This is a genomic window from Micromonospora sp. WMMB482 (assembly GCF_019038635.1).
Classification (GTDB): domain Bacteria; phylum Actinomycetota; class Actinomycetes; order Mycobacteriales; family Micromonosporaceae; genus Micromonospora; species Micromonospora marina.
Genome location: NZ_JAHOPD010000020.1, coordinates 878936 through 899415 on the forward strand (window position 1 = coordinate 878936; position 20480 = coordinate 899415).

Sequence of the window (20480 nt, forward strand, 5' to 3'; positions counted from 1 at the left end):
GGTGGGCGGCGCGGCGGCGCGGGCTGCGTACGATGCGGGCCGGACATCCTCGTCGGGTGGTGGAGGTAGCCGCGGATGGCAGACCAGCAGGACGGTTTCGCCCTCGGCGTGGACCTCGGCACCTCGAACACCGTGGCGGTGCTGCGCTGGCCGGACGGGCGGACCCGGCCGGTGCTCGTCGACGGCCACCCGATCATGCCGTCCGGCGTGTACGCCGACGCCGACGGTCACCTGCACGTCGGGCGGGACGCGCAGCGCCTGGCCCAGGCCGACCCGGCCGGCTTCGAGCCGAACCCGAAGCGCCGGGTCGACGAGGAGACCGTGGAGCTGGGCGGGCGGGCGTACCGGCCGGCGGAGCTGCTGGCCGCGACGCTGCGCGCGGTAGCGGACGCGGCGGTGGCGGCGGTCGGGATGCTGCCCCCGGCGGTGGTCACCCACCCGGCGGCCTGGACGCCGGCCCGGCGTCAGGTGCTGCACGACGCGCTGGAACTCGCCGGCTGGCCGGCGGCGGCCGAGCACACGCTCGCCGGACCGATCGCGCCCGGCACCCGCCTGCTGCGCGAGCCGGTAGCCGCGGCGCGCTACTTCACGCAGGTGCTGCGCCGGCCGGTGCCGGTGGGCGGTGCGGTGGCGGTGTTCGACTTCGGCGGCGGCACGCTCGACGTGGCGGTGCTGCGCAACGAGGGCGCCGACCCGTGGGGCGACTCCGGTTTCCAGCTGGTCGCCACCGGCGGGATCCCCGACCTCGGCGGTCTCGACCTGGACGCGGCCCTGCTCGGACGGCTCGGCGAGCTGGTCGGCCCGGCCCACCCGCGCGAGTGGGCCCGGCTGACCGATCCGGCGACCACCGCCGAGCGGCGGGACCGCCAGCAGCTCTGGGACAACGTGCGCGGCGCCAAGGAGATGCTGTCTCGGGCCATGGTGGCGCCGGTCGCCGTACCGGGGGTGGAGGCGGCGGTGCCGCTGTCCCGGGAGGACTTCGAACACCTCGCCGCGCCGCTGCTGGCCCGGGCGGTGACGGAGACCCGGGAGGTGACCGCCGCCGCCGGGCTGCGCCCCGAGCAGCTCTCCGGCCTGTTCCTGGTCGGCGGGTCGACCCGGGTGCCGCTCGTGGCCCGGCTGCTGCACGCCGAGCTGGGCATCGCGCCCACGGTGCTGGAACAGCCGGAGATGCCGGTCGCCGAGGGCGCGCTCACCGACCTGCCGCTGCCCCGGCGGTCCGGCCGCCCCGCCGTGCCGGCCCAGCCGGCGTCGGCACCACCCGCGCCGGCCGGATCCGCGCCGGTCCGGCCCGGATCGGCCCAGCCCGCACCGCCCGCGGGCGAGCCGGACACCGACGCGGCCACTGTCGCCGCCGGTGCGACGAGGACGAACCCGACCGCGCCGCTCGGCGGGGCGGACGCGGCGTCCGCCGGACCGCACGGCACGCTGGTCGCCGACGGCACCGTCCCGCAGACGTCCCCCACGAGGTACGACGGCAGGCCGCTCGCCGGTGGTCCGGCCCCGCACCCGAGGTACGACCCGGGCGCCTCCGGTTTCGTGCCGCCCGCCGCGCACCACGCCGGATCCGGCGTACCCGGGATGATGCCGTCCCCGCCCGGCGGAGGATGGCCGCCGGCGGGGCCCGGTCCCGGCGTACCCGGGGCGCCCTTCTCCCCCGCTGCGGGCGGCGTCCGGCCCGGCGGCGGCCGGCCACGGCGCGGCCGGTGGATCGCGCTCGGCGCGGGTCTGGTGGTCGTCGCCGTGGCGGCGTCGGTGCTGCTCTGGGTGTTCCGGGACCGGCATCCGGCGCTGGACTTCCACACCGCCGAGCTGGTGACCACGGTGGCCGCCGGTGACACGCGGCCGGACCAGATGTTCACCGCGACGCTCGGGGAGCGCGCCTACCTGGCCCGTTCGCTGCCCGACGACCACCTCCAGGTGACAGCCGTGGAGGCGGCCACCGGCAAGACGGTGTGGGAGAAGCGGACCGACGCGAGCGCGCCGCGGTGGGCGGGGATCCGGGCGCTGCCCGACGGGTTGCTCGTCCTCGGCGACGCCACCGGCAGTGACACCCCCCGCGTGCTCGCGGTGCTCGACGGCGGTTCCGGCAAGCAGCGCTGGCGGACCGACGTCGGCCGCGACGACACCCTCTACCTCGGGCCGGACACGGTGGTCCGCCTGGACCGCACCGGCGAACGCCTGGCCGGGCTGCGGCTGGACGACGGGCGGCAGCGGTGGGAGCGGCCCAACCCGCGCACCGAGTACGGCGACGCGCGCACGAGGGTGGTGCCGGTCGGCACCGGCGCGGCACTGGACGGGCCCGCCGACGCCGAGGGCTCGCCGCTCGCCCCGTGGGCGGGTAAGGCGGACCGGCTCGTGCAGGTCGGCGCGGACCGGTCGGTCCGGGTTCTGGACATGCGCAGCGGGAAGATCCTCAAGGAGCGGGGCAACGTGGCCGGCCTCGACGATCCGATGGCCGCCCGCGACGACCGGCTGTACGTGGCGGAGAACGACAGGGGGCTGCGGCTGCTCTCCTACGACCTGTCCGGGCTCGGCACACCGAGCGTGCTGTACGAGGCGCCGGAGCAGGGCGGCCGGGTGAAGGATCTCGTCACCTGCGGGGAGCGTCGCGCCTGCCTGCTGGAGACGCCCGGCGGCGGCGCCGACGACACCCGGGTGGTGGCGGCGACCGAGGGTGAGGGCACCCGGCAGTGGCCGGCGCCGCGCGCCGAGACGCTGGTGCCGGTCGGTGAGCACGTGCTGGCCGGACGGGACTCGCCGGACGCGGTGACGCTGTTCGCGCCGGACGGCACTGCGGTGCTGCGCGACCGGGACGGCACGGCGGTCCGGCTGGACGCCGGCAACCTGCTGATCTTCTCCGAGGCGCCGAGCGCGTACGAGGACGACCGCGTCCTCGCCGGGACGGCGGTGGACGGCAAGCCGGTCGAGATGGGGCAGCTCAAGCAGATCCGCAGCGAGTCCTGCTCCTGGAACACCGAGATGCTGGTGTGCGGCGCGGAGAAGGAGTTCCGGCTGTACCGGTTCGCCGGCTGACCGGAAGCCGGACGTTCCTCCAGGCCCAGGTCGCCACCACCGCCACCGACGACCCGGACGTGGAGATCACGGTGAGCTGGCGGACGGCCGACGGCGCCACCGGCTCGTTCCCGCTGTACTGCTTCGAGGACTCGGGCGAGTACCGGTACCACTACGCGCTGCCGCAGCCGGTGCCGAGCCGGCCGGTGACGCCGTCGCTCTGGCCGGACGCGACCCCGCCGCCGGCCGGCTACCAGAAGGACTTCATCGACGCGTACCTGACGTCGGCGGACATCAAGGCGCGCCTCGCCCGGCTCGGCCGCCAGTACAGGTGGAACGAGGCCACCGGGCAGTGGGAGGGCGTCGGCTTCCAGCCGCCGTTCGACGAGGCGCACGCCGAGGCGCAGGAGTACGCCGGCGGCCTGGTGGAACTGGTCCGGGTCGTCCGCGACTACGCCGCCGGCAACCCGGCCCGGCGCTGACCGCGCCAGCACCGCGTCGGTCCGTCCGGCTCGTCCGGCCGCGACCGCGCCGGGGTGGTCAGCCCGCGGCGCCGAGGTCGCGGAAGACGGCCAGCGCGCCCGGGTCGTCGATGGTCGCCGGGACCGGCTCGTCACGCCCCTCCACCAGGCCCCGCATCGTGCGGCGCAGGATCTTCCCGGAGCGGGTCTTCGGCAGCGCCGGCACCACTGTCACCCGGCGGAAGGCGGCCACCGGGCCGATCCGCTGCCGGACCAGCGCGACCAGTTCGGCGGCGAGCGCGTCCGGATCCACGTCGGCGCCGGCCTTGAGCACCACGTACCCGCTGGGTACCTGCCCCTTGAGCGCGTCGGCAACGCCGATCACCGCGCACTCGGCCACCGCCGGGTGCGTCGCCAGAACCTCCTCCATCGCGCCGGTGGACAGGCGGTGCCCGGCCACGTTGATGACGTCGTCGGTGCGGCCCATCACGTACAGGTAGCCGTCCTCGTCGAACCGGCCGCCGTCGCCGGTGAGGTAGTGGCCGGGGAACGTGGACAGGTAGGAGCGGACGAACCGCTCGTCGTCACCCCAGAGCGTGGGCAGGCAGCCGGGCGGCAGCGGCAGCCGGATCACGATCGAGCCGTCAGTGCCGGGCGGCACGTCCCGGCCCGCGCCGTCGACCACGCGCACGTCGTAGCCGGGCACCGGCACCGTCGGCGACCCCGGCTTGATCGGCAGCGGCTCCAGGCCGCGCGGGTTGCCGCCACCGGCCAGCCGGTCTCCGTCTGCCACCAGTTGTCCACCACCGGTACGCCGAGCCGCTGGCCCGCCCAGGCCCAGGTGTCCGGGTCCAGCCGCTCACCGGCGAGGAACAGGGTACGCAGCGCGCTCAGGTCGTACCGGGTGATGTGCTCGCCGTCCGGGTCCTGGCGGCGGATCGCCCGGATCGCGGTGGGCGCGGTGAACAGGGCGGCCACCCGGTGCTCGGCGGCGACCCGCCAGAACGCCCCGGCGTCGGGGGTGCCGACCGGCTTGCCCTCGTAGAGCACGGTGGTCGCACCGGTGAGCAGCGGCGCGTACACGATGTAGGAGTGGCCGACCACCCAGCCCACGTCGGAGGCCGCCCAGAAGACCTCGCCCGGCTCGATGCCGTAGACGTGGCGCATCGACCACCGCAGCGCCACCGCGTGCCCGCCGTTGTCCCGCACCACGCCCTTGGGCCGCCCGGTGGTGCCGGAGGTGTAGAGGACGTAGAGCGGGTCGGTGGCGGCCACCGGCTCGCACGGCGCCGGTTCCGCGTCCGCCATCACCTCGGCCCAGGTCAGGTCGCGGCCGGGCACCAGCGGGGCCGGCTCCTGCGGGCGCTGCACCACCACGCAGCGCTCCGGCGCGTGCGCGGCCTCGTCGAGCGCGGCGGCGAGGATCGGGTGGTACGGGACCACCCGGTCGGCCTCGATCCCGCAGGAGGTGGCCACCACCACCTTCGGCCGCGCGTCGTCGATCCGGACGGCCAGCTCGTGCGCGGCGAAGCCACCGAAGACCACCGAGTGCACCGCGCCGATCCGGGCGCAGGCCAGCATGGCGATCACCGCCTCCGGCACCATCGCCAGGTAGAGCAGCACCCGGTCGCCCCGGCCGACGCCGAGTCGGCGCAGCGCACCGGCGAACCGGGCCGTCTCGGCGAGCAGTCCGGCGTAGGTGAGCGTGCGGACCGTGCCGGTCACCGGGCTGTCGTGGATCAGCGCGGGCTGGTCGCCCCGCCCGGCGGCGACGTGCCGGTCGAGCGCGTTGTGGCAGGTGTTCAGCACCCCGTCGGGGAACCAGCGGTACAGCGGCGCCGCCTCCTCGTCGAGGATGCGTTCCGGCGGGATGACCCAGTCGATGCCGGCCGCCGCGTCCCGCCAGAAGCCGGCCGGGTCGGCGATGCTCCGCTCGTACGCTGATCGATACGCGCCCATGCCGTCATGCTGCGCCGCGGTGCCGGGCCGGCACGACGGCCGGGCGGGTCCGGTGCGCCGGAAGCACGCCCCGGCTCGCTGAACGGCCGCTCACGGCGGTCAGCGGTAGCGGCCCGCGGCCGTTTCCGGCGGCCCGGACGAGGGTAGGGCGGGCACATGGAGACGAACACGAAGGCGTACCTGGTGGGCGGTCCCCGCGACGGCAGCAGCCAGGACGCGGACGGCAAGGCCCTGGTGGAGATCGAGCTCGACGGGATGATCCACCGCTACGTCCGGACCACGAAGCAGCACGGCGACGACGGCGTGGTCTACAACTACGACGGCATGGTGGCGCCCGGCGGTGGCGAGCCGGGCGTCGAGGACCCGGCGGCCCGAGTCGCGTCGCCGAAGGCCGACGAGCAGCGGTGACGGCTCAGCCCAACGGGCGACGGATGAAGCCCGTGGGGCGGGGTAAGGCAGCACGGTCCTGGTGGAGAGACGACCGGTGTCGCGGCGCACCGCGGCCGGGCACGCGGGCGGGCGGCGCGAACGCCGCCCGCCCGCGCATCCCGGGGCCGGCCCGGGCGAACCGAGTTTGATCAATGACGGGCGTCGGCTAGCGTGCCCGGGCGTGACAACCAACCGGATCTTCCCGATCCTCCTGACCTGTGCCGTGCTGGGCCTCGCCGCGTGCGGCGACGAGGAGCCCTCGGCCACGGCCGGGCCGGCGGCCACCTCGGCCTCCGCCGCCCCCTCCTCGGCGGCCCCCTCCTCCACGGCCCCCTCGCCGTCGCTGGCCGCGAGGAGCGACAAGGAACTCTGCACCGCCGCAGAGAAGATCAACAAGGACATGCGGGCGAAGCTGATGACCGTCGTGCAGACGGGCGGCGACCTGACGAAGCAGACCGGTGCGATCCTGACCGAACTCGGTGACCGGGTGACCACGCTCGCCGCAACCGCCGGCGACGGCAAGGCGGCCGTCGCTCTGAAGGAGTTCGGCGCGCAGGCCGGCAAGGCGGGCTCGGCCGCCGACCCGGGCACCGCCGCCGACAACCCCGCCATGGAGAAGGCCGGCAAGGACATCAACGCCGCCTGCCGGACGGCCGGCGCGCCGACCACCTTCTGACGCCGACGCCCCGGGTCGTCCGTCCGGCGCGTACCGGACGGACGACCGATCGGCTCAGCTGCCGGTCACCCAGTTCCAGGCGGAGACCACCCACTCGGTCTGCTGGAGGTACGCCACACCGACGCCGGCCAGGAACAACGCGGTCACCAGGTGGGCACCCTTGGCGCTGCGGCGCACCCGGCCGAACTGCCGCTCCAGGATCAGCCGGCCGAGCAGCCGGGCCAGCGCGAACAGGCCGACCGCGGTGAGCAGGCTGAGCACGAACGTGAGCAGCGGGGCGACCAGGTTGCCCCGGCCGGAGATCGCCCAGATGCCCCAGCACACGAACGCGAACAGCGCACCGGCGGCGCTCAGCTCCCCGCCCTTGCGCGCCTGGGCCAGGTGCCAGCTCATCGGCCGGCGGGGCGCCGGCTCCGCCGCCCAGTCGCCGTGCTCGACCGTGGGGAACTGCTCGGTCCGGGGCGTACGCGACGGGCGGGACTGACCGACCGCCGCCACCCCGCGCTGGAACGCGTCCCGCTGCTGGGGCACCGCCCCCGGCTGGGGCGGCACCTCCACGGTGCGCTCGGCCCACGGCTGTGTCTGGTCCGCCATCTTCCGTCCTCCCCCTCGACCGATACCGGCCTCCGTTCCGAGGGTAGCCAGCCCGCAAATAGGGTGCCGACCCCCGTCACGGTGCGATACACACTTGCCGTGACTGACGTGGTGGTATCCCGGGCCGAGGACTTCGACGACATCGCGGCGCTGCTGGCGCTGGCCTTCCACGGCGACCTCGACCCCGAGGTGCAGGCGCTGGAACGCCCGATCTTCGAGCCGGACCGGTCACTGCTGGTCCGCGACGGCGGAACGGCGGTGGCACACGCCGCCGCGTTCAGCCGCGACCTCGCGGTGCCCGGCGCGGACGTGCCGGCCGCGCACGTGACGATGGTCGCGGTCGCGCCGACGCACCGGCGGCGCGGCCTGCTCACCACGCTGATGCAGCGCCAGCTGCGGGACGTCCGCGACGCCGGACGGGAGCCGATCGCGGTGCTCTGGGCCAGCGAGGGACGCATCTATCCCCGCTTCGGCTACGGCTCGGCGGCCCCGCGGTACGTGCTGTCCGTGGACACCACCGGCCTGCGGCTGCCCGCCCCGTCGCCCGCCGAGGGCAGGCTGCGACTGGACCGTCCGGAGACCCACCGGGACAAGCTGGCCCGGCTGTACGAGCGGGTCCGCACCGAGCGTCCCGGCTGGTCCCGGCGCGACGAGCGCTGGTGGTCGTACGTGCTGGCGGATCTCAAGGCGCACCGGGGCGGCGCCACCGAGCGCCGGCTGCTGCTGCACGAGGGCGCCGACGGCCTCGACGGGTACGCGCTCTACCGGACGAAGGACAGCTGGTCGGCCACCGGACCGCAGGCCGAGATGCAGGTCGGCGAGGTGGTGGCGGTGACGCCGGAGGCGTACACGGCGCTGTGGCGGTTGCTGCTCTCGGTCGACCTGACCCGCCGGCTGTCGTTCCCGATCGCGGCCCTGGACGAGCCGCTGCTGCGGCTGGTGGACGAGCCCCGTCAGCTCTCCCCGCAGCTCGCCGACGCGCTCTGGGTACGGGTGGTGGACGTGCCGGCCGCACTCGCCGCCCGGCGCTACGCCACCGACGTCGACGTGGTGATCGAGGTCACCGACGAGCTGCTGAAGGAGAACACCGGCCGCTGGCGGCTCGTCGGCGGGCGCGACGGCGCGCAGTGCACGCCAACCGCCGCCCCGGCCGGGCTGGCGTGTGACGTACGCGCGCTCGGCGAGCTGTACCTCGGCGGTGCGAACCCGTACGCGCTTGCTGCCGCCGGCCGCATCCGGGAGCTGATCCCGCACACGCTGACCGCCCTGACGCCCGCCTTCACGTGGCACCGCACGCCCTCCCCCATGGAGGTCTTCTGACCGCTCCGCGGGCGCGTGCGGGGCGGTACGGTCGGAGGATGGGTGAGGCGGAACGACGGCGACGGCGGCTGCGGCATCACGGCGAGGCCGGCACACCGGCCGACGCCACGGGTGCCGACGGGACCACCGCCGGCACCGCCCCCGTACACGACGACGTGGCGCCCCGGTCCGCGCGCGGTGGCCGGCCCGGCGAGCCGGAGCCCCGGGGACGCCGCCCCGCCGCGCCCGCCGAGGAGGGCGAGCGCGGGCTGCGCGGGCTGGTCGGCTCCGGCTCGTCGCAGGTGAGCGTGACGGCCGCGCTGCGGGCACGCGACGCGGCCCGCCCCACCGAGGACGACCTCGCCGAGGCCGAACAGCGGGTGGTGCTCATCCGCCGCAACTGGGTGCCGCGCGAGGAGCTGCCCCGCAACGGGCGGTGAGCCCGGAGGTGCCCGCTCAGGCGGGCAGCTCGGGCAGGCGGCGGCTCTGCTCGTAGGCCGCCACCTGCTCGATGCGCCGGCTGTGCCGCGGGTTGCCGGAGAACGGCGTGGTCAGGAACGCCTCGACGAGCGCCGTCGCCTCGTCCAGCGTGTGCTGCCGGGCGCCGATCGCGACGATGTTGGCGTCGTTGTGCTCGCGGGCGAGCTGGGCCGTGTCGACGTTCCAGGCGAGCGCCGCCCGGACGCCCGCCACCTTGTTCGAGGCGATCTGCTCGCCGTTGCCGGAGCCGCCGATCACCACGCCGAGGCTGCCCGGGTCACCGACCACCCGGTCACCGGTGTGCAGGCAGAACGCCGGGTAGTCGTCGTCCGGGTCGAAGACGTGCGGTCCCACGTCGACCACCTCGTAGCCCTGCTTGGCCAGGTGGTTGGCGAGGTGCACCTTCAACTCGAAACCGGCGTGGTCGGATCCCAGGTAGACGCGCATACCGCGCAGTCTGACAGGCCCGCCTCGCAGCCGGCGCGCGGGCGGCGGCTGCGAGGCGGATTCGTCACACGGTCAGTGCGGCAGCTCGGCCACCACCAGGCCGGCCCGCGCCTTCGGGGTGAACCAGGTGCTCTTGCGCGGCATCTTCTCCCGGGCCAGGTTCACCGCGACGAAGTCGTCGACAGTCACCGGCGCGACGAGCACCGCCAGCTCGGCCCGGCCGGCGTCGACCTCACCGACGAGCCAGCTCGCCGGGTAGTCGCCGCCCACGTACGTGATCCGCTTGTCGCCCGGGTCGAGGCCCAGCGCGTCGCGCAGCAGCAGGCGCTCGACGAGCGCGTGGTCCAGGTTCTCCAGCTGGCCGGCGCCGACGTGCGGCAGCGTCACCGCGTACCCCCGGCCGCCGAGGTAGAGGTGCACGACGCCGCCGGTGGCCGGGACGTCGACCGGCCCGTCCGCCGGGGTGATCTCCGCGCCCGCCGCCCGCAGCCGGTCGAGCAGCTCGTCCGGCGTGGTGGTCAGCTCGCTCACCAGCCGGTTGTAGGGCTGAATGGCGACCGACGCGGGCGTGGTGATCACCGACAGGAAGCGCGGGAACCCGCCGGTCTGCGCGGCCAGGCTGCGGTGGTTGCCGTCCGCGACCACCAGCTCCCCGCCGCCTGCGAGCGCGGTCAGCTCGTCCTGCGCCGTCCCCGGGCCGAGCAGCCAGATCGCGTGCGTCCGGCCGGACTGGTCGACGTCAGTCGCGGCGGGCGCGCCGGCCGCGTCGGTCGCCGCCGCGAGCGCGGCGTGCAGCTCGTCGCCCTTGCCGGTCTGGAGCAGGAGTACGGGCGAGAGCAGGTGACCGAGCGCCTCGGCCAGGGCGACGCGCTCGCGCACCTTGGCGATGAACACGTCCTCGTTGCGGATCACCAGGCCCGGCTCGTCGGCGCGGGTGGAGATCTGGTCGGTGTCGACCATGGCCCACAGCCCGTACGCGCTCTCCTCGCCCGGCGCGCTGATCCGGTAGAGCACCACCACCTGCTCGGCCGGCGTGTAGCTGCCGTCCGCCTTCGCCTCGGCCAGGCGCGCCACCGCGTCGGGCAGCGCGTCGAGGAAGGACTTCCCGAGGCTGCCGGGCGCCCGGTGGGGCATCTCGATGCCCAGGGCGCTGTGCGGATTCGCCTCGACGATGGAGGTGATCTCCGCGTCGTCGGCGAACTCGTCGTAGTTCTGCGCGCCGGTGCCGCCAGTGGTGATCCAGGCCCGGGTGATCGGATGCACGACCGTCATGCCCGCTGACGCTACCCGGGCCCCGATCGGCGCCGCCGCCGGACTCACCCGCTTACCACCAGGTGAAAGGAAGGGCCCCTTGTTAACGCCTCCGGTAGAGGAAGGGCCCCTTCTTAACACCGGGAGGGCGGCTCAGGCGGTGGAGTTGCGGTGCCGGCCCGGAGCCGGGCGGCGCACCGGCGGGGCTGGGCGGGAGCCGGCGGTGAGGCGTACCGTCGTCGCGCCGGCGGTGGCGCCGGGCCGCGACGGCGTGCGGCCGGGCCGGCCTGCCTCGCCCGGCGGCGTCATCCGCGAGGTGGCCACCACCCGGGCCACGCCGACCACGATCGGCGGGGCCAGCAGGTCGGCCACCTCGGCCGGGCCGGCTGGCCAGTCACCCTCAGTCACCGACCAGTACGTCGCACCGGAGTCCTCGGTCGCCTGCTGGGGCGCGTCGTCGGACATGCGGCGGTGCTTGGCCATGGGAACGCCTCCAGGAGCTGCCGTGCTGCGGCCCCGCAGGCCGCCGGCTGGGACACCCGGTGAAACGAGCCCCGCACCGGCCGGTGACGGGCGGTGCGGGGCTCGGGGCGCGTCGCCGCGAGGGCTCGGGGTGTTAAGAAGGGGCCCTTCCTCTACCTGAGGCGTTAAGAAGGGGCCCTTCCTTACCCCCCTCAGTCGAAGATCGGGCCCTGTTCCCGGGTGCGCTTCAGCTCGTAGAAGCCGGGGGTGCTGGCGACGAGCAGCACGCCGTCCCAGAGGCGGCCGGCCGCCTCGCCCTTCGGCGCCGGGGTGATCACCGGGCCGAAGAAGGCGACCTGCCGCCCGTCCGGACCCGGCGCGTGGATCACCGGGGTGCCCACGTCGGTGCCGACCGGGCGCATGCCCGCCTCGTGGCTGGCCCGCAGCGCCTCGTCGTACTGGGTGGACTCGGCCGCGTCGGCGAGCGCCGGGTCCAGGCCCACCTCGGTGAGCGCGCCCACCAGCATGTCCCGGCCCAGGCCCTCCTTGCCGAGGTGGATCCGGGTGCCCATCGCGGTGTAGAGCTTCGCCAGCGCCTCGGCGCCGTGCGCCTGCTCGGCGGCGATGCACACCCGCACCGGGCCCCATCCGTCGCGCATCAGGTTGCGGTACTCCTCCGGCAGTTCCCGGCCGTCGTTCAGCACGGACAGGCTCATCACGTGGAACCGGATGTCCACGTCCCGGACCTGCTCGACCTCCAGCAGCCAACGGGAGGTGATCCACGCCCACGGGCACAACGGGTCGAACCACATGTCCGCGGTGACACGTTCGGTCACGGTGATTTCCCTTCACGACATCGTCGCGCCGGGGACCCGGCGCGGTCACCTCCGATCCTCACCCCGTACCCCGGCGCCCGGTACCGGAATGAGAGCGTGACCTCGACCACCGGGAGCGGTCGGTGCATGGAAGACTCGGTTCCCGACGGGCCGTCACGAGCGGCCGGGCAGAACCGGCGCCGCGGGGCGCGGCGAGACGAGTGGGATGGAGACGAACAGTGCCGGGAGTGCGCAACCTGACCCAGGTCGAGGCGACGGAGCGGGCCCGCCTGCTCGAGGTGACCGGGTACGACATCAGCCTTGACCTGTCGACCGCGGTGCAGCCCACCGGTCGCACGTTCCGCTCGGTGACCGAGGTCCGGTTCCGCTGTGCCGAGCCGGGGGCGACCACGTTCATCGAGACAGCCGCCGAGTCGCTGCGGTCGGCCACGCTCAACGGCGAGCCGGTGGACCTGTCCGGCTGGTCCGCCGAGAAGGGACTCACGCTCAGCGGCCTGGCCGCCGAGAACGTGCTGGTGGTCGACGCCGACTTCGGCTACTCCAACAGCGGGCAGGGCCTGCACCGGACCGTCGACCCGGTGGACGGCGAGACCTACCTCTACAGCCAGTTCGAGACCGCCGACGCGCAGAAGGTCTACGCCTGCTTCGACCAGCCCGACCTGAAGAGCGTCTACACCTGGCACGCCACCGTCCCGGACCACTGGCGGGTCGTGTCGAACATGCCGGTGGCCCGCGAGGAGGCCGCCGGTGAGGGCCTGAAGACGGTGCACTTCACCGTCTCGGAGCGGATGAGCACCTACATCACGGCGCTCTGCGCCGGGCCGTACCACGAGGTGCGCCACACCCACGACGGCATCGACATGGGCTACTTCTGCCGGGCCAGCATGGCCCCGCACATGGACGCCGACGACCTGCACCTGATCACCACGCAGGGCTTCGACTTCTTCCAGGAGAAGTTCGGCGTGCGCTACCCGCTGCCCAAGTACGACCAGCTCTGGGTGCCGGACTTCAACGCCGGCGCGATGGAGAACTTCGGCTGCGTCACGCACGCCGAGTCGCACTACATCTTCCGGTCGCAGGTCACCGACTTCGAGTACGAGCAGCGCGCCAACACGATCCTGCACGAGCTGGCGCACATGTGGTTCGGTGACCTGGTCACCATGCGCTGGTGGAACGACCTGTGGCTCAACGAGTCGTTCGCCGAGTGGGCCAGCCACTGGTGCAACACGCACGCCACCCGCTTCACCGACGCCTGGACCACGTTCCTGTCGATCCGCAAGAACTGGGGTTACCGGCAGGACCAGCTCTCCTCCACCCACCCCGTCTACTGCGAGATGCCGGACCTGGAGGCCGTCGAGGTCAACTTCGACGGCATCACGTACGCCAAGGGCGCGAGCGTGCTCAAGCAGCTCGTCGCGTACGTGGGCGAGGAACCGTTCCTGGCCGGCCTGCGCGCCTACTTCGGCAAGTACGCCTGGGGCAACGCCACCTTCGACGACCTGCTGTCCGAGCTGGAGTCGGCCTCCGGCCGGGAGCTGCGCAAGTTCGCCGCCCAGTGGCTGGAGACCGCGCAGGTCAACACGTTGCGCCCGGAGGTGACCATCGGCGCCGACGGCACGTACGAGCGGGTGGTGGTCCGGCAGGAGGCGCCGTCGGGCTACCCGACGCTGCGTACCCACCGCATCGGCGTCGGCCTGTACGACCTGACCGACGGCCGGCTGGTGCGCCGCGAGCTGATCGAGACGGACGTGACCGGCGAGCTGACCGAACTGTCCGCGCTGCACGGCAAGCCGGCCGCCGACGTGCTGCTACTCAACGACGAGGACCTCACGTACGCCAAGCTGCGGCTGGACGAGCGGTCGATGGCCACTGTGGTGCAGCACATCGCCGGCTTCGACTCGTCGCTTGCCCGGGCGCTGTGCTGGACCGCCGCCTGGGACATGACCCGCGACGCCGAGCTGTCGGCCCGCGACTACGTGGCGCTGGTGCTGGCCGGGCTGACCGCCGAGACCGACATCAACCTGGTCACGGCGACGCTGCGGCAGGCGACCACGGCGCTCACCTACTACGCCGACCCGGCGTGGGCGCCGACCGGCTGGGCCGACCTGTCCCGTACCGCGCGGACCGCGCTCGCGGCGGCCGAGCCGGGCAGCGGCTTCCAGCTCGCCTGGGCCCGGGCGTACGCCTCGTCGGCCCGCTCCGGCGAGGACCTGGCCACGCTGCGCGGCTGGCTGGACGGCAACGGGGTGCCGGAGGGGCTGACCGTCGACACGGAGCTGCGCTGGACGGTGCTCCAGGCGCTGGTCGCCAACGGCGCTGCCGGTGCCGCCGACGTGGACGCGGAACTGGCCGGAGACCGTACCGCCAGCGGTGAGCGGGAGGCCGCGTACGCGCACGCGCTGGTGCCGACAGTCGAGAACAAGGCCGCGGTGTGGGCGCTGCTCACCGGCCCGGACGCGCTGCCCAACTGGCGCAACCGGGCGCTGTTGCAGGGCTTCACCCACTCGGCGCAGGTCGAGCTGACCGCGCCCTACCGGGAGCGGTACTTCGCCACGGTGGACCAGGTGTGGGCGCAGCGCGACAGCGAGCCGGCGCAGGAGTTCGTGCAGCTCGCCTACCCGGCGTACCTGGTCGAGGAGGACACCGTCGCGGCCACCGACGCGTGGCTGGCCCAGGACGGCCGGCCGGCGTCGCTGCGGCGGCTGGTGGCCGAGGGCCGCGACGGCGTGGTCCGTGCGCTGAAGGCCCGGGAGCGGGACGCGGCCAGCGCCTGAGCGAGAAGCGTGACGGCCGGGGCCGGCGCGGGTGACAGCCCGCTCCGGCCCCGGCCGTTATCGTGTGCGGAGGAGGTGGACGTGATGGCACAACCGACCCACGAGTGGCGCCCGCCGGAGCGCCCGTGGCAGGAGCAGGACCTGTCCGACCTCCCCGAGGACGGAAGCCGCTACGAGATCATCGACGGGAGTCTGCACGTGACCCCACCCCCGGGGTACGGGCATCAACTTCTGGCCGACGAGATCCGATCGGCGCTCCAGGCCACTGCGCCGACCGGTTGGTGGGTCATTCGGGAGGCCGGACTTCGGGCTCCTGTCGCCAATCTCATTCCGGACATCTCCGTGCTGAAGCCGAGCGCTCCCCCGGACGGCCTGTGGACGCACCCCGCGGATGTCGCGCTCGTCGTCGAGATCGAGTCACCCAGCAGCCGCCGGTATGACCGGCTGATCAAGCCTCCGCTCTATGCCGAGGCCGGCATCCCGCACTACTGGCGGGTGGAGCGAGGCGACTTCGGCCCGGTGATCTACCGCTACCAACTGGTCAAGGGTGTCCACTACAACCTGATGGGCACGGTCGGGCCGGATGACCCCGTCCAGCTCGACGAGCCGTGGCCGATGCGCCTGGATCCCTCCGCCTGGCCCCGCTGAGACGACGAGAAAGCCCGGCCCGCGTGAGCGCGGACCGGGCTTCGTCGTGTGTGCGGGCGGATCAGCCCTTGCCGGCGTGGCTGGCGAGCTGGTCGAGGCCCTGGATGATGCCGCCGGCCAGGTCGCCGCCGCCGAAGGAGGCCACCATGGAGAGCGCGGCCAGCTTGGCGTACGTGTCCGGGATACGCTTGCGCGCGTACTTGCCGGTGACGATCTCCAGCTGCCGCTGGTTGGGCGACACCGCGATCAGCACCGAGCGGTCCGGCTCGGCGAGCTGGCGGTGCAGCCGCTCGGCGTGTTCCCGGATCGGCTCGTCGAGGCCGCCTACGTAGACCGAGAAGACCAGACCGGTGCCCTGGTCGGCGAGGCGCAGCGCCTCGTCGATGCGGAGCAGCTGACGGGTCGAGAACGGCCCGTCCAGCACGTCGGGCGGGGTGCCCGTCCCCGTCATGGGCCGCGCTTCACCAACGGTCACTTGCGCCTCCGGTTCCACCGGCCGGCGCCTCCCGGCCGGCCTGCTCCTGCTTGCGGCTGGTCAACGCCGGCGCCTGCGCCCCGGCGGCCAGCGCCGTGCCGGCCGAGTCGGCCAGCTGCTCCGGGCGGCCCAGGAACCAGACCGGAGTGAAGTCGAAGGGCCGGCCCGGCCGGTAGCGCTTGGCGCCGCCACCGTTGCCGCGGTTGCCGACGGCCGCCAGGGCGGCGATCAGCAGCACCGCGGCGGCCGGGATGCCGACGAAGACCACCAACGTCTCGGTAACAGACAATCCCAACGCCCCCAGGCGGAAGAGAGACCAGGAATGGTGCGGGTCGGGTGGCCGGTCAGGACCGGTCGCGCCCCACCTCTGTGATGTTCACGTTAGCGGAGTCGGCGGCCCGCCAGATTGCGGGGTGCTGATCCCATCCGTCACTCCGGTGCTCCAGCTGCGCGGCAGTGGCGAGCAGTGTCGCGTCGTCGCCGTACCGGCCGGTGAGCAGCACCCCGACCGGAAGCCCGTCGGCGGTCCGTCCGACCGGCAACGAAACGGACGGATCGCCTGTGACGTTGAAGACCGCACAGTACGGCGAGAAGCGCCGCTGCCCGTCGAAGTCCTCGGCCGGTTCGAGGGCGGCGAACGCGCCCACCGACGCCTGCGGGCTCGCGAGCGTCGGGCAGAGCAGCAGGTCACAACCGGCGGTACGGCGTACGCCACGGCGTACCTGGGCCTGGAGTTCGCCGAGCGCGGCCATGAGCCGGGCCGCGCCGAGCGCCTCGCCGCGCTCGCGCAGGAACCGGGTCAGCGGCAGCAGGTCGCCGTCCCGCCCGGCCGGGACCGGGGTGACCGCCAGCGCGTACCAGACGGTCTCGAACAGCGGCCACGCCTCGGGGCCGAGCGGCGCGGGGACGTCGACCACCTCGTGGCCGGCGTCGGTGAGCAGCGCGGCGGCCCGGTCGACGGCGGCGACGCAGTCCGGGTGGACCGGTTCGTCGGCGAGCATCGGCGTCGTGAAGCGGCCGACGCGCAGCCGGCCGGGGCCGGTGACGCGGGCGGTGCGGGTGACGCCGAGGTACCCGCCGGCGGGCGCGGCCGGCGGCAGGTACGGCTCGCCGGGCACCGGCCGGGCGAGCACGTCGAGCAGCGCGGCCACGTCGGCGACGGTACGGCCGATCGGTCCGTTCACCGGCAGACCGAAGCCGCCGAAGCCGAGCGGCCCGCCGGAGACCATGCCCCGGCTCGGTTTGTAGCCGACCAGGCCGCAGAGCGCGGCCGGGATGCGCAGCGAGCCGCCGCCGTCGGAGCCCTGCGCCACCGGCACGAGCCCGGCGGCGACTGCGGCCGCCGCGCCGCCGCTGGACCCACCGGCGGTGTACGCGAGGTTCCACGGGTTCCGGGCCGGCGGCGCCACCAGCCCTTCCGAGTAGAGCGAGCAGCCGAGTTCGGAGGTGGTGGTCTTGCCGAGACTGACCAGGCCGGCGTCGGCAAGGAGGCGGACCACGTCGGCGTCCACCGGCGGGACGAAGTCGGCGAAGGCGGCGGAGCCGAAGGTGGTGCGGACTCCGGCGGTGAGCGTGAGGTCCTTGATCGCGGTCGGCACCCCGTGCAGCGGGCCGCGTTCCTCCGCGGCGAGCGCGTCGGCGGCCCGGGCGGCGCTCCGGGCCCGGTCGGCGGTGACGGTGACGAACGCGCCGACGGTGTCGCCGAGCGCCGCGACCCGGCGCAGGTGGTGCTCGACCAGTTCCAGGCTGGACAGCTCGCCCCGGCGGATCGCGGCGGCCTGTTCCAGCGCGGTCAGGTCGTGCGGCTCGGCCATGCCGTCCATCCTGCCGGTCCGGCGGCCGGAAGGCCGGACGACACGTCCGGCAGGCGGCCGTCAGCGGCCGAGGAATCGCAGCGCGTTGCCGCCGAGCAGCGCGTCCCGCTGCGCGTCGGTGAGGAAGTCCGCCCGGTGCACCACCTGGCCGACCGGCCGCTCCCCCAGCGGGTACGGGTAGTCGCTGCCGAGCAGCACCCGCTCGGCACCCATGGTGTCCACCAGCAGCCGCAGCGCGGCCGGCTCGAAGACCACCGAGTCGACGTGGAACCGGTCGACGTAGGAGCCGGGTGGCGCGCTGGACGCGCCACGCACCAGGTCGCCGCGGCGGTGCCAGGCGTTGTCGGCGCGGCCCAGCCAGAACGGGAAGCTGCCGCCGCCGTGCGCGAAGCAGATCCGCAGCGTGTCCGGTACCCGGTCGAACACCCCGCCGAGGATCAGCGCGAGCACCGACAGGTGGGTCTCGGCCGGCATCCCGGTCAGCCAGCGGGCCATCCACCGGTCCAGCCGGGGGCCGCCGGGCATGTCCCACGGGTGCACGAACACCGGCGCGCCGACCTCGGCGCAGTGGGTCAGGAACTGCACGACGCCCTCGTCGTCCAGATCCCGGTCACCGACGTGGTTGCCGATCTCCACGCCGGCGTGCCCGGCCGACAGGCAGCGGTCCAGCTCGGCGCAGGCCGCGTCCGGGTCCTGCAACGGCACCTGGCAGAACGGCACCAGCCGGCCGCCGCCCGCAGCGGTGACCTCCAGCGTGAGGTCGTTGAAGATCCGGGCCACCTTGACCGCCTGGTCGGCCGGTCGGTCGTAGCTGAAGAACACCGGGGTGGGCGAGACGACCTGCACGTCCACGCCGTCGGCGTCCATGTCGGCCAGCCGCGTCGGCGCGTCCCAGCACTGCGCCCCGATCGGGCGGAACTCCGTCTCCCCCACCATGATCATGGCGGCGCGCTCGGAGTCCACCCGCAGCCATGGCCAGCCGGACCCGCCGCACGCCGCGGCGAGGTCCGGCCACCCCTTCGGTACGACGTGCGTGTGCACGTCCACCACCGGCACGCGTCAGCCCTTGCCCGGGTGCAGCGCGCCGCAGTTGTCGCAGGTACGGGCCTTCTCGTCGGCGTAGAACGCGGCGAAGACCGGGGGCAGGTCGGCGGCGATGTCGCGGACCTGCAACTCCACCTCGTGCACCTTGTGGTGGCACTCGCCGCAGTACCACTGGAACTTCTCCAGCGTGCCCTCCTCGCGGACCCGCTCGATCACCATGCCGATCGAGCCGGCCTCGGGCCGCTGCGGCGAGTGCGGGGTGTTGCGCGGCAGCATCCACATCTGACCCTCGCGCACGTGCACCGTACGCGGGCCCTCGGGCAGCATCAGGTTGATGTGCATGTTGCCCTTGACCTGGTAGAAGAACTCCTCGTACGGGTCGACGTGGAAGTCCGTGCGCTGGTTCGGGCCGCCCACCACCATGACGATGAAGTCGTCGCTGCCGGGCAGCATCTCCTTGTTGCCCACCGGGGGCTTGAGCAGGTGCTGGTTCGCGCCGATCCAGCCGGAGAAGCTGAACGGCTCGGCGATCTCACTCATGGGAACCTCCCGACGGAACTACGGCGACGGCCTGCATCTCGATCAGCAGATGCGGGTGCGGAAGCTGGTGCACGGCGACCGTGGTCCGGGTCGGCCCGGTGGCGTCGAAGAACTCCGCCCACACCTCGTTGTAGCCGCCGAAGTCGTTCATGTTGACCAGGTAGCTGGTGACCTGCACCAGGTCACTCAGGTCGGCGCCGACCGAGCGCAGCAGGTCGCGGATGTTCTCCACCACCGCCCGGGTCTGCTCCCGGATGTCCAGGTCGGTGGTGCCGAACTCGTCCACCGACACCCCGGCGAACGTGTTGTCCGGCCGGCGCGACGACGTACCGGAGACGAAGACGAACCCGCCAGCCACCTTGACGTGCGGGAACGCGCCCCGCGGCACGGCCTTCCCGGCCACCACCCGGGCGGTCATGGCAGAGCCGCTTTCCGTTCGCGACTGCGGGGCTCGCAAACCCGGCTCACTCCTCGCGCTCACGAGAGGGCCTTCAGGGAGGCGGAACCGAGCTTCTCCACAGTGGCGCGGACATGCGCACCGGGACGCAGCGGCACCGCGGCGGTGGCCGCGCCGGCCAGGAACACCCAGCCCTTGCGCAGCCGTACGCCGTGCCGGCCGGCCAGCCGCAGGCCCTCGTCCAGCGCGCGGCGCGGGTCGCCGAGGATGGCGGCGGTCGAGCCGACCTGCGCCACCCGCCCGTCGATCTCCAGCAGCACGCCGAGGTTGTCCAGCCCGTCCGGCACCGGCGACCACGGCCCGACCACGAACGCGGCGGCGGAGGTGTTGTCGGCGATTACGTCCGGCAGCGAGAAGGTGAAGTTCGCGTACCGGGAGTCGATCAGTTCGATCGCCGGGGCGACCGCGCGCACGGCCCGGGTGAACGAGCCGACCGGTTCGCCCGGGTCGGGCAGCCGGTCCAGCAGGAACGCCACCTCCGGTTCGACCCGGGGATGGATGAAGTCGCCGACGTCGACGCCCCCGCCGTCGGGCACCCGCATCACGTCGGTCAGCCGGCCCCAGATCACCTCGTCCACACCGACCTGCGCCATCTTGGCCTTGCTGGTGAGCCCCATCTTGAGGCCGACCAGCCGCTCACCCCGGTCGAGGCGGCGCTTGACCAGCGCGGTCTGCACCGCGTACGCGGCGTCGACGTCGAGGCCGGTCTCGGCGGCGAGCTGCGGGATCGCGGTGGCGTCGTCGGCCGCCGCGCCCAGCTTCTCCGCGATGCCGGCGATGTCCGGCCCGATCATGCGGTGCCACCTTTCGTTCGCGACT

At 74.0% G+C, this 20480-nt stretch carries 20 protein-coding genes and 1 pseudogene; 8 read left to right on the forward strand and 13 right to left on the reverse strand.

The window, feature by feature from the left end; translation table 11 throughout:
- Window positions 1–75 precede the first annotated feature (75 nt).
- Together KSK32_RS04935 and KSK32_RS33200 are read left to right on the forward strand one after the other, a co-directional pair.
- Window positions 76–3036 carry an Hsp70 family protein gene (locus KSK32_RS04935; RefSeq protein WP_216928886.1) on the forward strand — a complete coding sequence of 987 codons (2961 nt, stop codon included), beginning with the start codon at window positions 76–78 and terminating at the stop codon, window positions 3034–3036.
- Window positions 2991–3497 carry a hypothetical protein gene (locus KSK32_RS33200; protein ID WP_254186944.1) on the forward strand — a complete coding sequence of 169 codons (507 nt, stop codon included), beginning with the start codon at window positions 2991–2993 and terminating at the stop codon, window positions 3495–3497. Before KSK32_RS04935 ends, KSK32_RS33200 begins: the two co-directional genes overlap by 46 nt.
- Before the next feature lie 58 nt (window positions 3498–3555).
- Here the strand turns inward: KSK32_RS33200 and KSK32_RS04945 are convergent.
- Window positions 3556–5435 (reverse strand): annotated as a pseudogene (locus KSK32_RS04945) (propionyl-CoA synthetase).
- Window positions 5436–5591: 156 nt separating this feature from the next.
- Between KSK32_RS04945 and KSK32_RS04950 the strand changes: the two are divergent.
- Entirely contained in the window at window positions 5592–5843 is a 252-nt protein-coding gene (locus KSK32_RS04950; RefSeq protein ID WP_216928894.1) for a hypothetical protein, read from the forward strand.
- A gap of 202 nt (window positions 5844–6045) precedes the next feature.
- Window positions 6046–6540: a hypothetical protein gene (locus tag KSK32_RS04955; protein ID WP_216928895.1), complete on the forward strand. Its 495-nt coding sequence runs from the start codon at window positions 6046–6048 to the stop codon at window positions 6538–6540.
- A 54-nt stretch (window positions 6541–6594) separates the two neighbouring features.
- Here KSK32_RS04955 and KSK32_RS04960 read toward each other — a convergent pair whose 3' ends face one another.
- Complete coding sequence (locus KSK32_RS04960) at window positions 6595–7134, reverse strand: hypothetical protein (protein WP_216928897.1); 540 nt, start codon at window positions 7132–7134, stop codon at window positions 6595–6597.
- A 99-nt stretch (window positions 7135–7233) separates the two neighbouring features.
- Between KSK32_RS04960 and KSK32_RS04965 the strand changes: the two genes are divergently transcribed.
- Window positions 7234–8454 (forward strand): GNAT family N-acetyltransferase, encoded by a 1221-nt coding sequence (locus KSK32_RS04965; RefSeq protein ID WP_289256499.1) that lies wholly within the window; start codon window positions 7234–7236, stop codon window positions 8452–8454.
- A gap of 38 nt (window positions 8455–8492) precedes the next feature.
- Complete coding sequence (locus KSK32_RS04970; RefSeq protein ID WP_216928900.1) at window positions 8493–8873, forward strand: hypothetical protein; 381 nt, start codon at window positions 8493–8495, stop codon at window positions 8871–8873.
- Between the two features lie 16 nt (window positions 8874–8889).
- On the opposite strand, the gene KSK32_RS04975 is transcribed toward KSK32_RS04970, so the two are convergent.
- The 4 genes from KSK32_RS04975 to KSK32_RS04990 form a co-directional block, all read right to left on the reverse strand.
- Window positions 8890–9360, reverse strand: a complete 471-nt coding sequence (locus KSK32_RS04975) for a ribose-5-phosphate isomerase (RefSeq protein ID WP_120573590.1) — start codon at window positions 9358–9360, stop codon at window positions 8890–8892.
- 72 nt (window positions 9361–9432) lie between these two features.
- Window positions 9433–10632 carry a DUF1015 family protein gene (locus KSK32_RS04980; RefSeq protein ID WP_216928902.1) on the reverse strand — a complete coding sequence of 400 codons (1200 nt, stop codon included), beginning with the start codon at window positions 10630–10632 and terminating at the stop codon, window positions 9433–9435.
- A gap of 132 nt (window positions 10633–10764) precedes the next feature.
- Window positions 10765–11094 (reverse strand): hypothetical protein, encoded by a 330-nt coding sequence (locus KSK32_RS04985; RefSeq protein ID WP_216928904.1) that lies wholly within the window; start codon window positions 11092–11094, stop codon window positions 10765–10767.
- Between the two features lie 191 nt (window positions 11095–11285).
- Entirely contained in the window at window positions 11286–11909 is a 624-nt protein-coding gene (locus tag KSK32_RS04990; protein WP_216928906.1) for a disulfide bond formation protein DsbA, read from the reverse strand.
- A 227-nt stretch (window positions 11910–12136) separates the two neighbouring features.
- Between KSK32_RS04990 and pepN the strand changes: the two genes are divergently transcribed.
- Together pepN and KSK32_RS05000 are read left to right on the forward strand one after the other, a co-directional pair.
- The gene (gene pepN / locus KSK32_RS04995; protein WP_216935818.1) at window positions 12137–14683 is read left to right on the forward strand and encodes an aminopeptidase N; all 2547 of its coding nucleotides are present in this window, start codon (window positions 12137–12139) and stop codon (window positions 14681–14683) included.
- A gap of 84 nt (window positions 14684–14767) precedes the next feature.
- A complete protein-coding gene (locus KSK32_RS05000) occupies window positions 14768–15331 on the forward strand; it encodes a Uma2 family endonuclease (RefSeq protein WP_216935820.1) in 564 nt (187 codons plus the stop codon).
- Between the two features lie 61 nt (window positions 15332–15392).
- Here the strand turns inward: KSK32_RS05000 and KSK32_RS05005 are convergent, their stop codons facing one another.
- The 7 genes from KSK32_RS05005 to KSK32_RS05035 all read right to left on the reverse strand — a co-directional run bounded on the left by KSK32_RS05005 (window position 15393) and on the right by KSK32_RS05035 (window position 20455).
- Window positions 15393–15806, reverse strand: a complete 414-nt coding sequence (locus KSK32_RS05005) for a DUF5130 family protein (RefSeq protein WP_216928907.1) — start codon at window positions 15804–15806, stop codon at window positions 15393–15395.
- Window positions 15793–16077 (reverse strand): hypothetical protein, encoded by a 285-nt coding sequence (locus KSK32_RS05010; RefSeq protein ID WP_091423144.1) that lies wholly within the window; start codon window positions 16075–16077, stop codon window positions 15793–15795. Before KSK32_RS05010 ends, KSK32_RS05005 begins: the two co-directional genes overlap by 14 nt.
- Window positions 16078–16150: 73 nt before the next feature.
- Window positions 16151–17620 (reverse strand): amidase, encoded by a 1470-nt coding sequence (locus KSK32_RS05015; RefSeq protein ID WP_216928916.1) that lies wholly within the window; start codon window positions 17618–17620, stop codon window positions 16151–16153.
- A gap of 60 nt (window positions 17621–17680) precedes the next feature.
- A complete protein-coding gene (locus KSK32_RS05020) occupies window positions 17681–18676 on the reverse strand; it encodes an amidohydrolase family protein (protein ID WP_216928918.1) in 996 nt (331 codons plus the stop codon).
- Window positions 18677–18679: 3 nt separating this feature from the next.
- Window positions 18680–19204 (reverse strand): 3-hydroxyanthranilate 3,4-dioxygenase, encoded by a 525-nt coding sequence (locus KSK32_RS05025; protein WP_216928920.1) that lies wholly within the window; start codon window positions 19202–19204, stop codon window positions 18680–18682.
- Window positions 19197–19622 (reverse strand): RidA family protein, encoded by a 426-nt coding sequence (locus tag KSK32_RS05030; RefSeq protein ID WP_216928922.1) that lies wholly within the window; start codon window positions 19620–19622, stop codon window positions 19197–19199. Before KSK32_RS05030 ends, KSK32_RS05025 begins: the two co-directional genes overlap by 8 nt.
- 59 nt (window positions 19623–19681) lie before the next feature.
- Window positions 19682–20455 carry a 2-keto-4-pentenoate hydratase gene (locus KSK32_RS05035; RefSeq protein ID WP_013288060.1) on the reverse strand — a complete coding sequence of 258 codons (774 nt, stop codon included), beginning with the start codon at window positions 20453–20455 and terminating at the stop codon, window positions 19682–19684.
- Window positions 20456–20480: the final 25 nt, after the last annotated feature.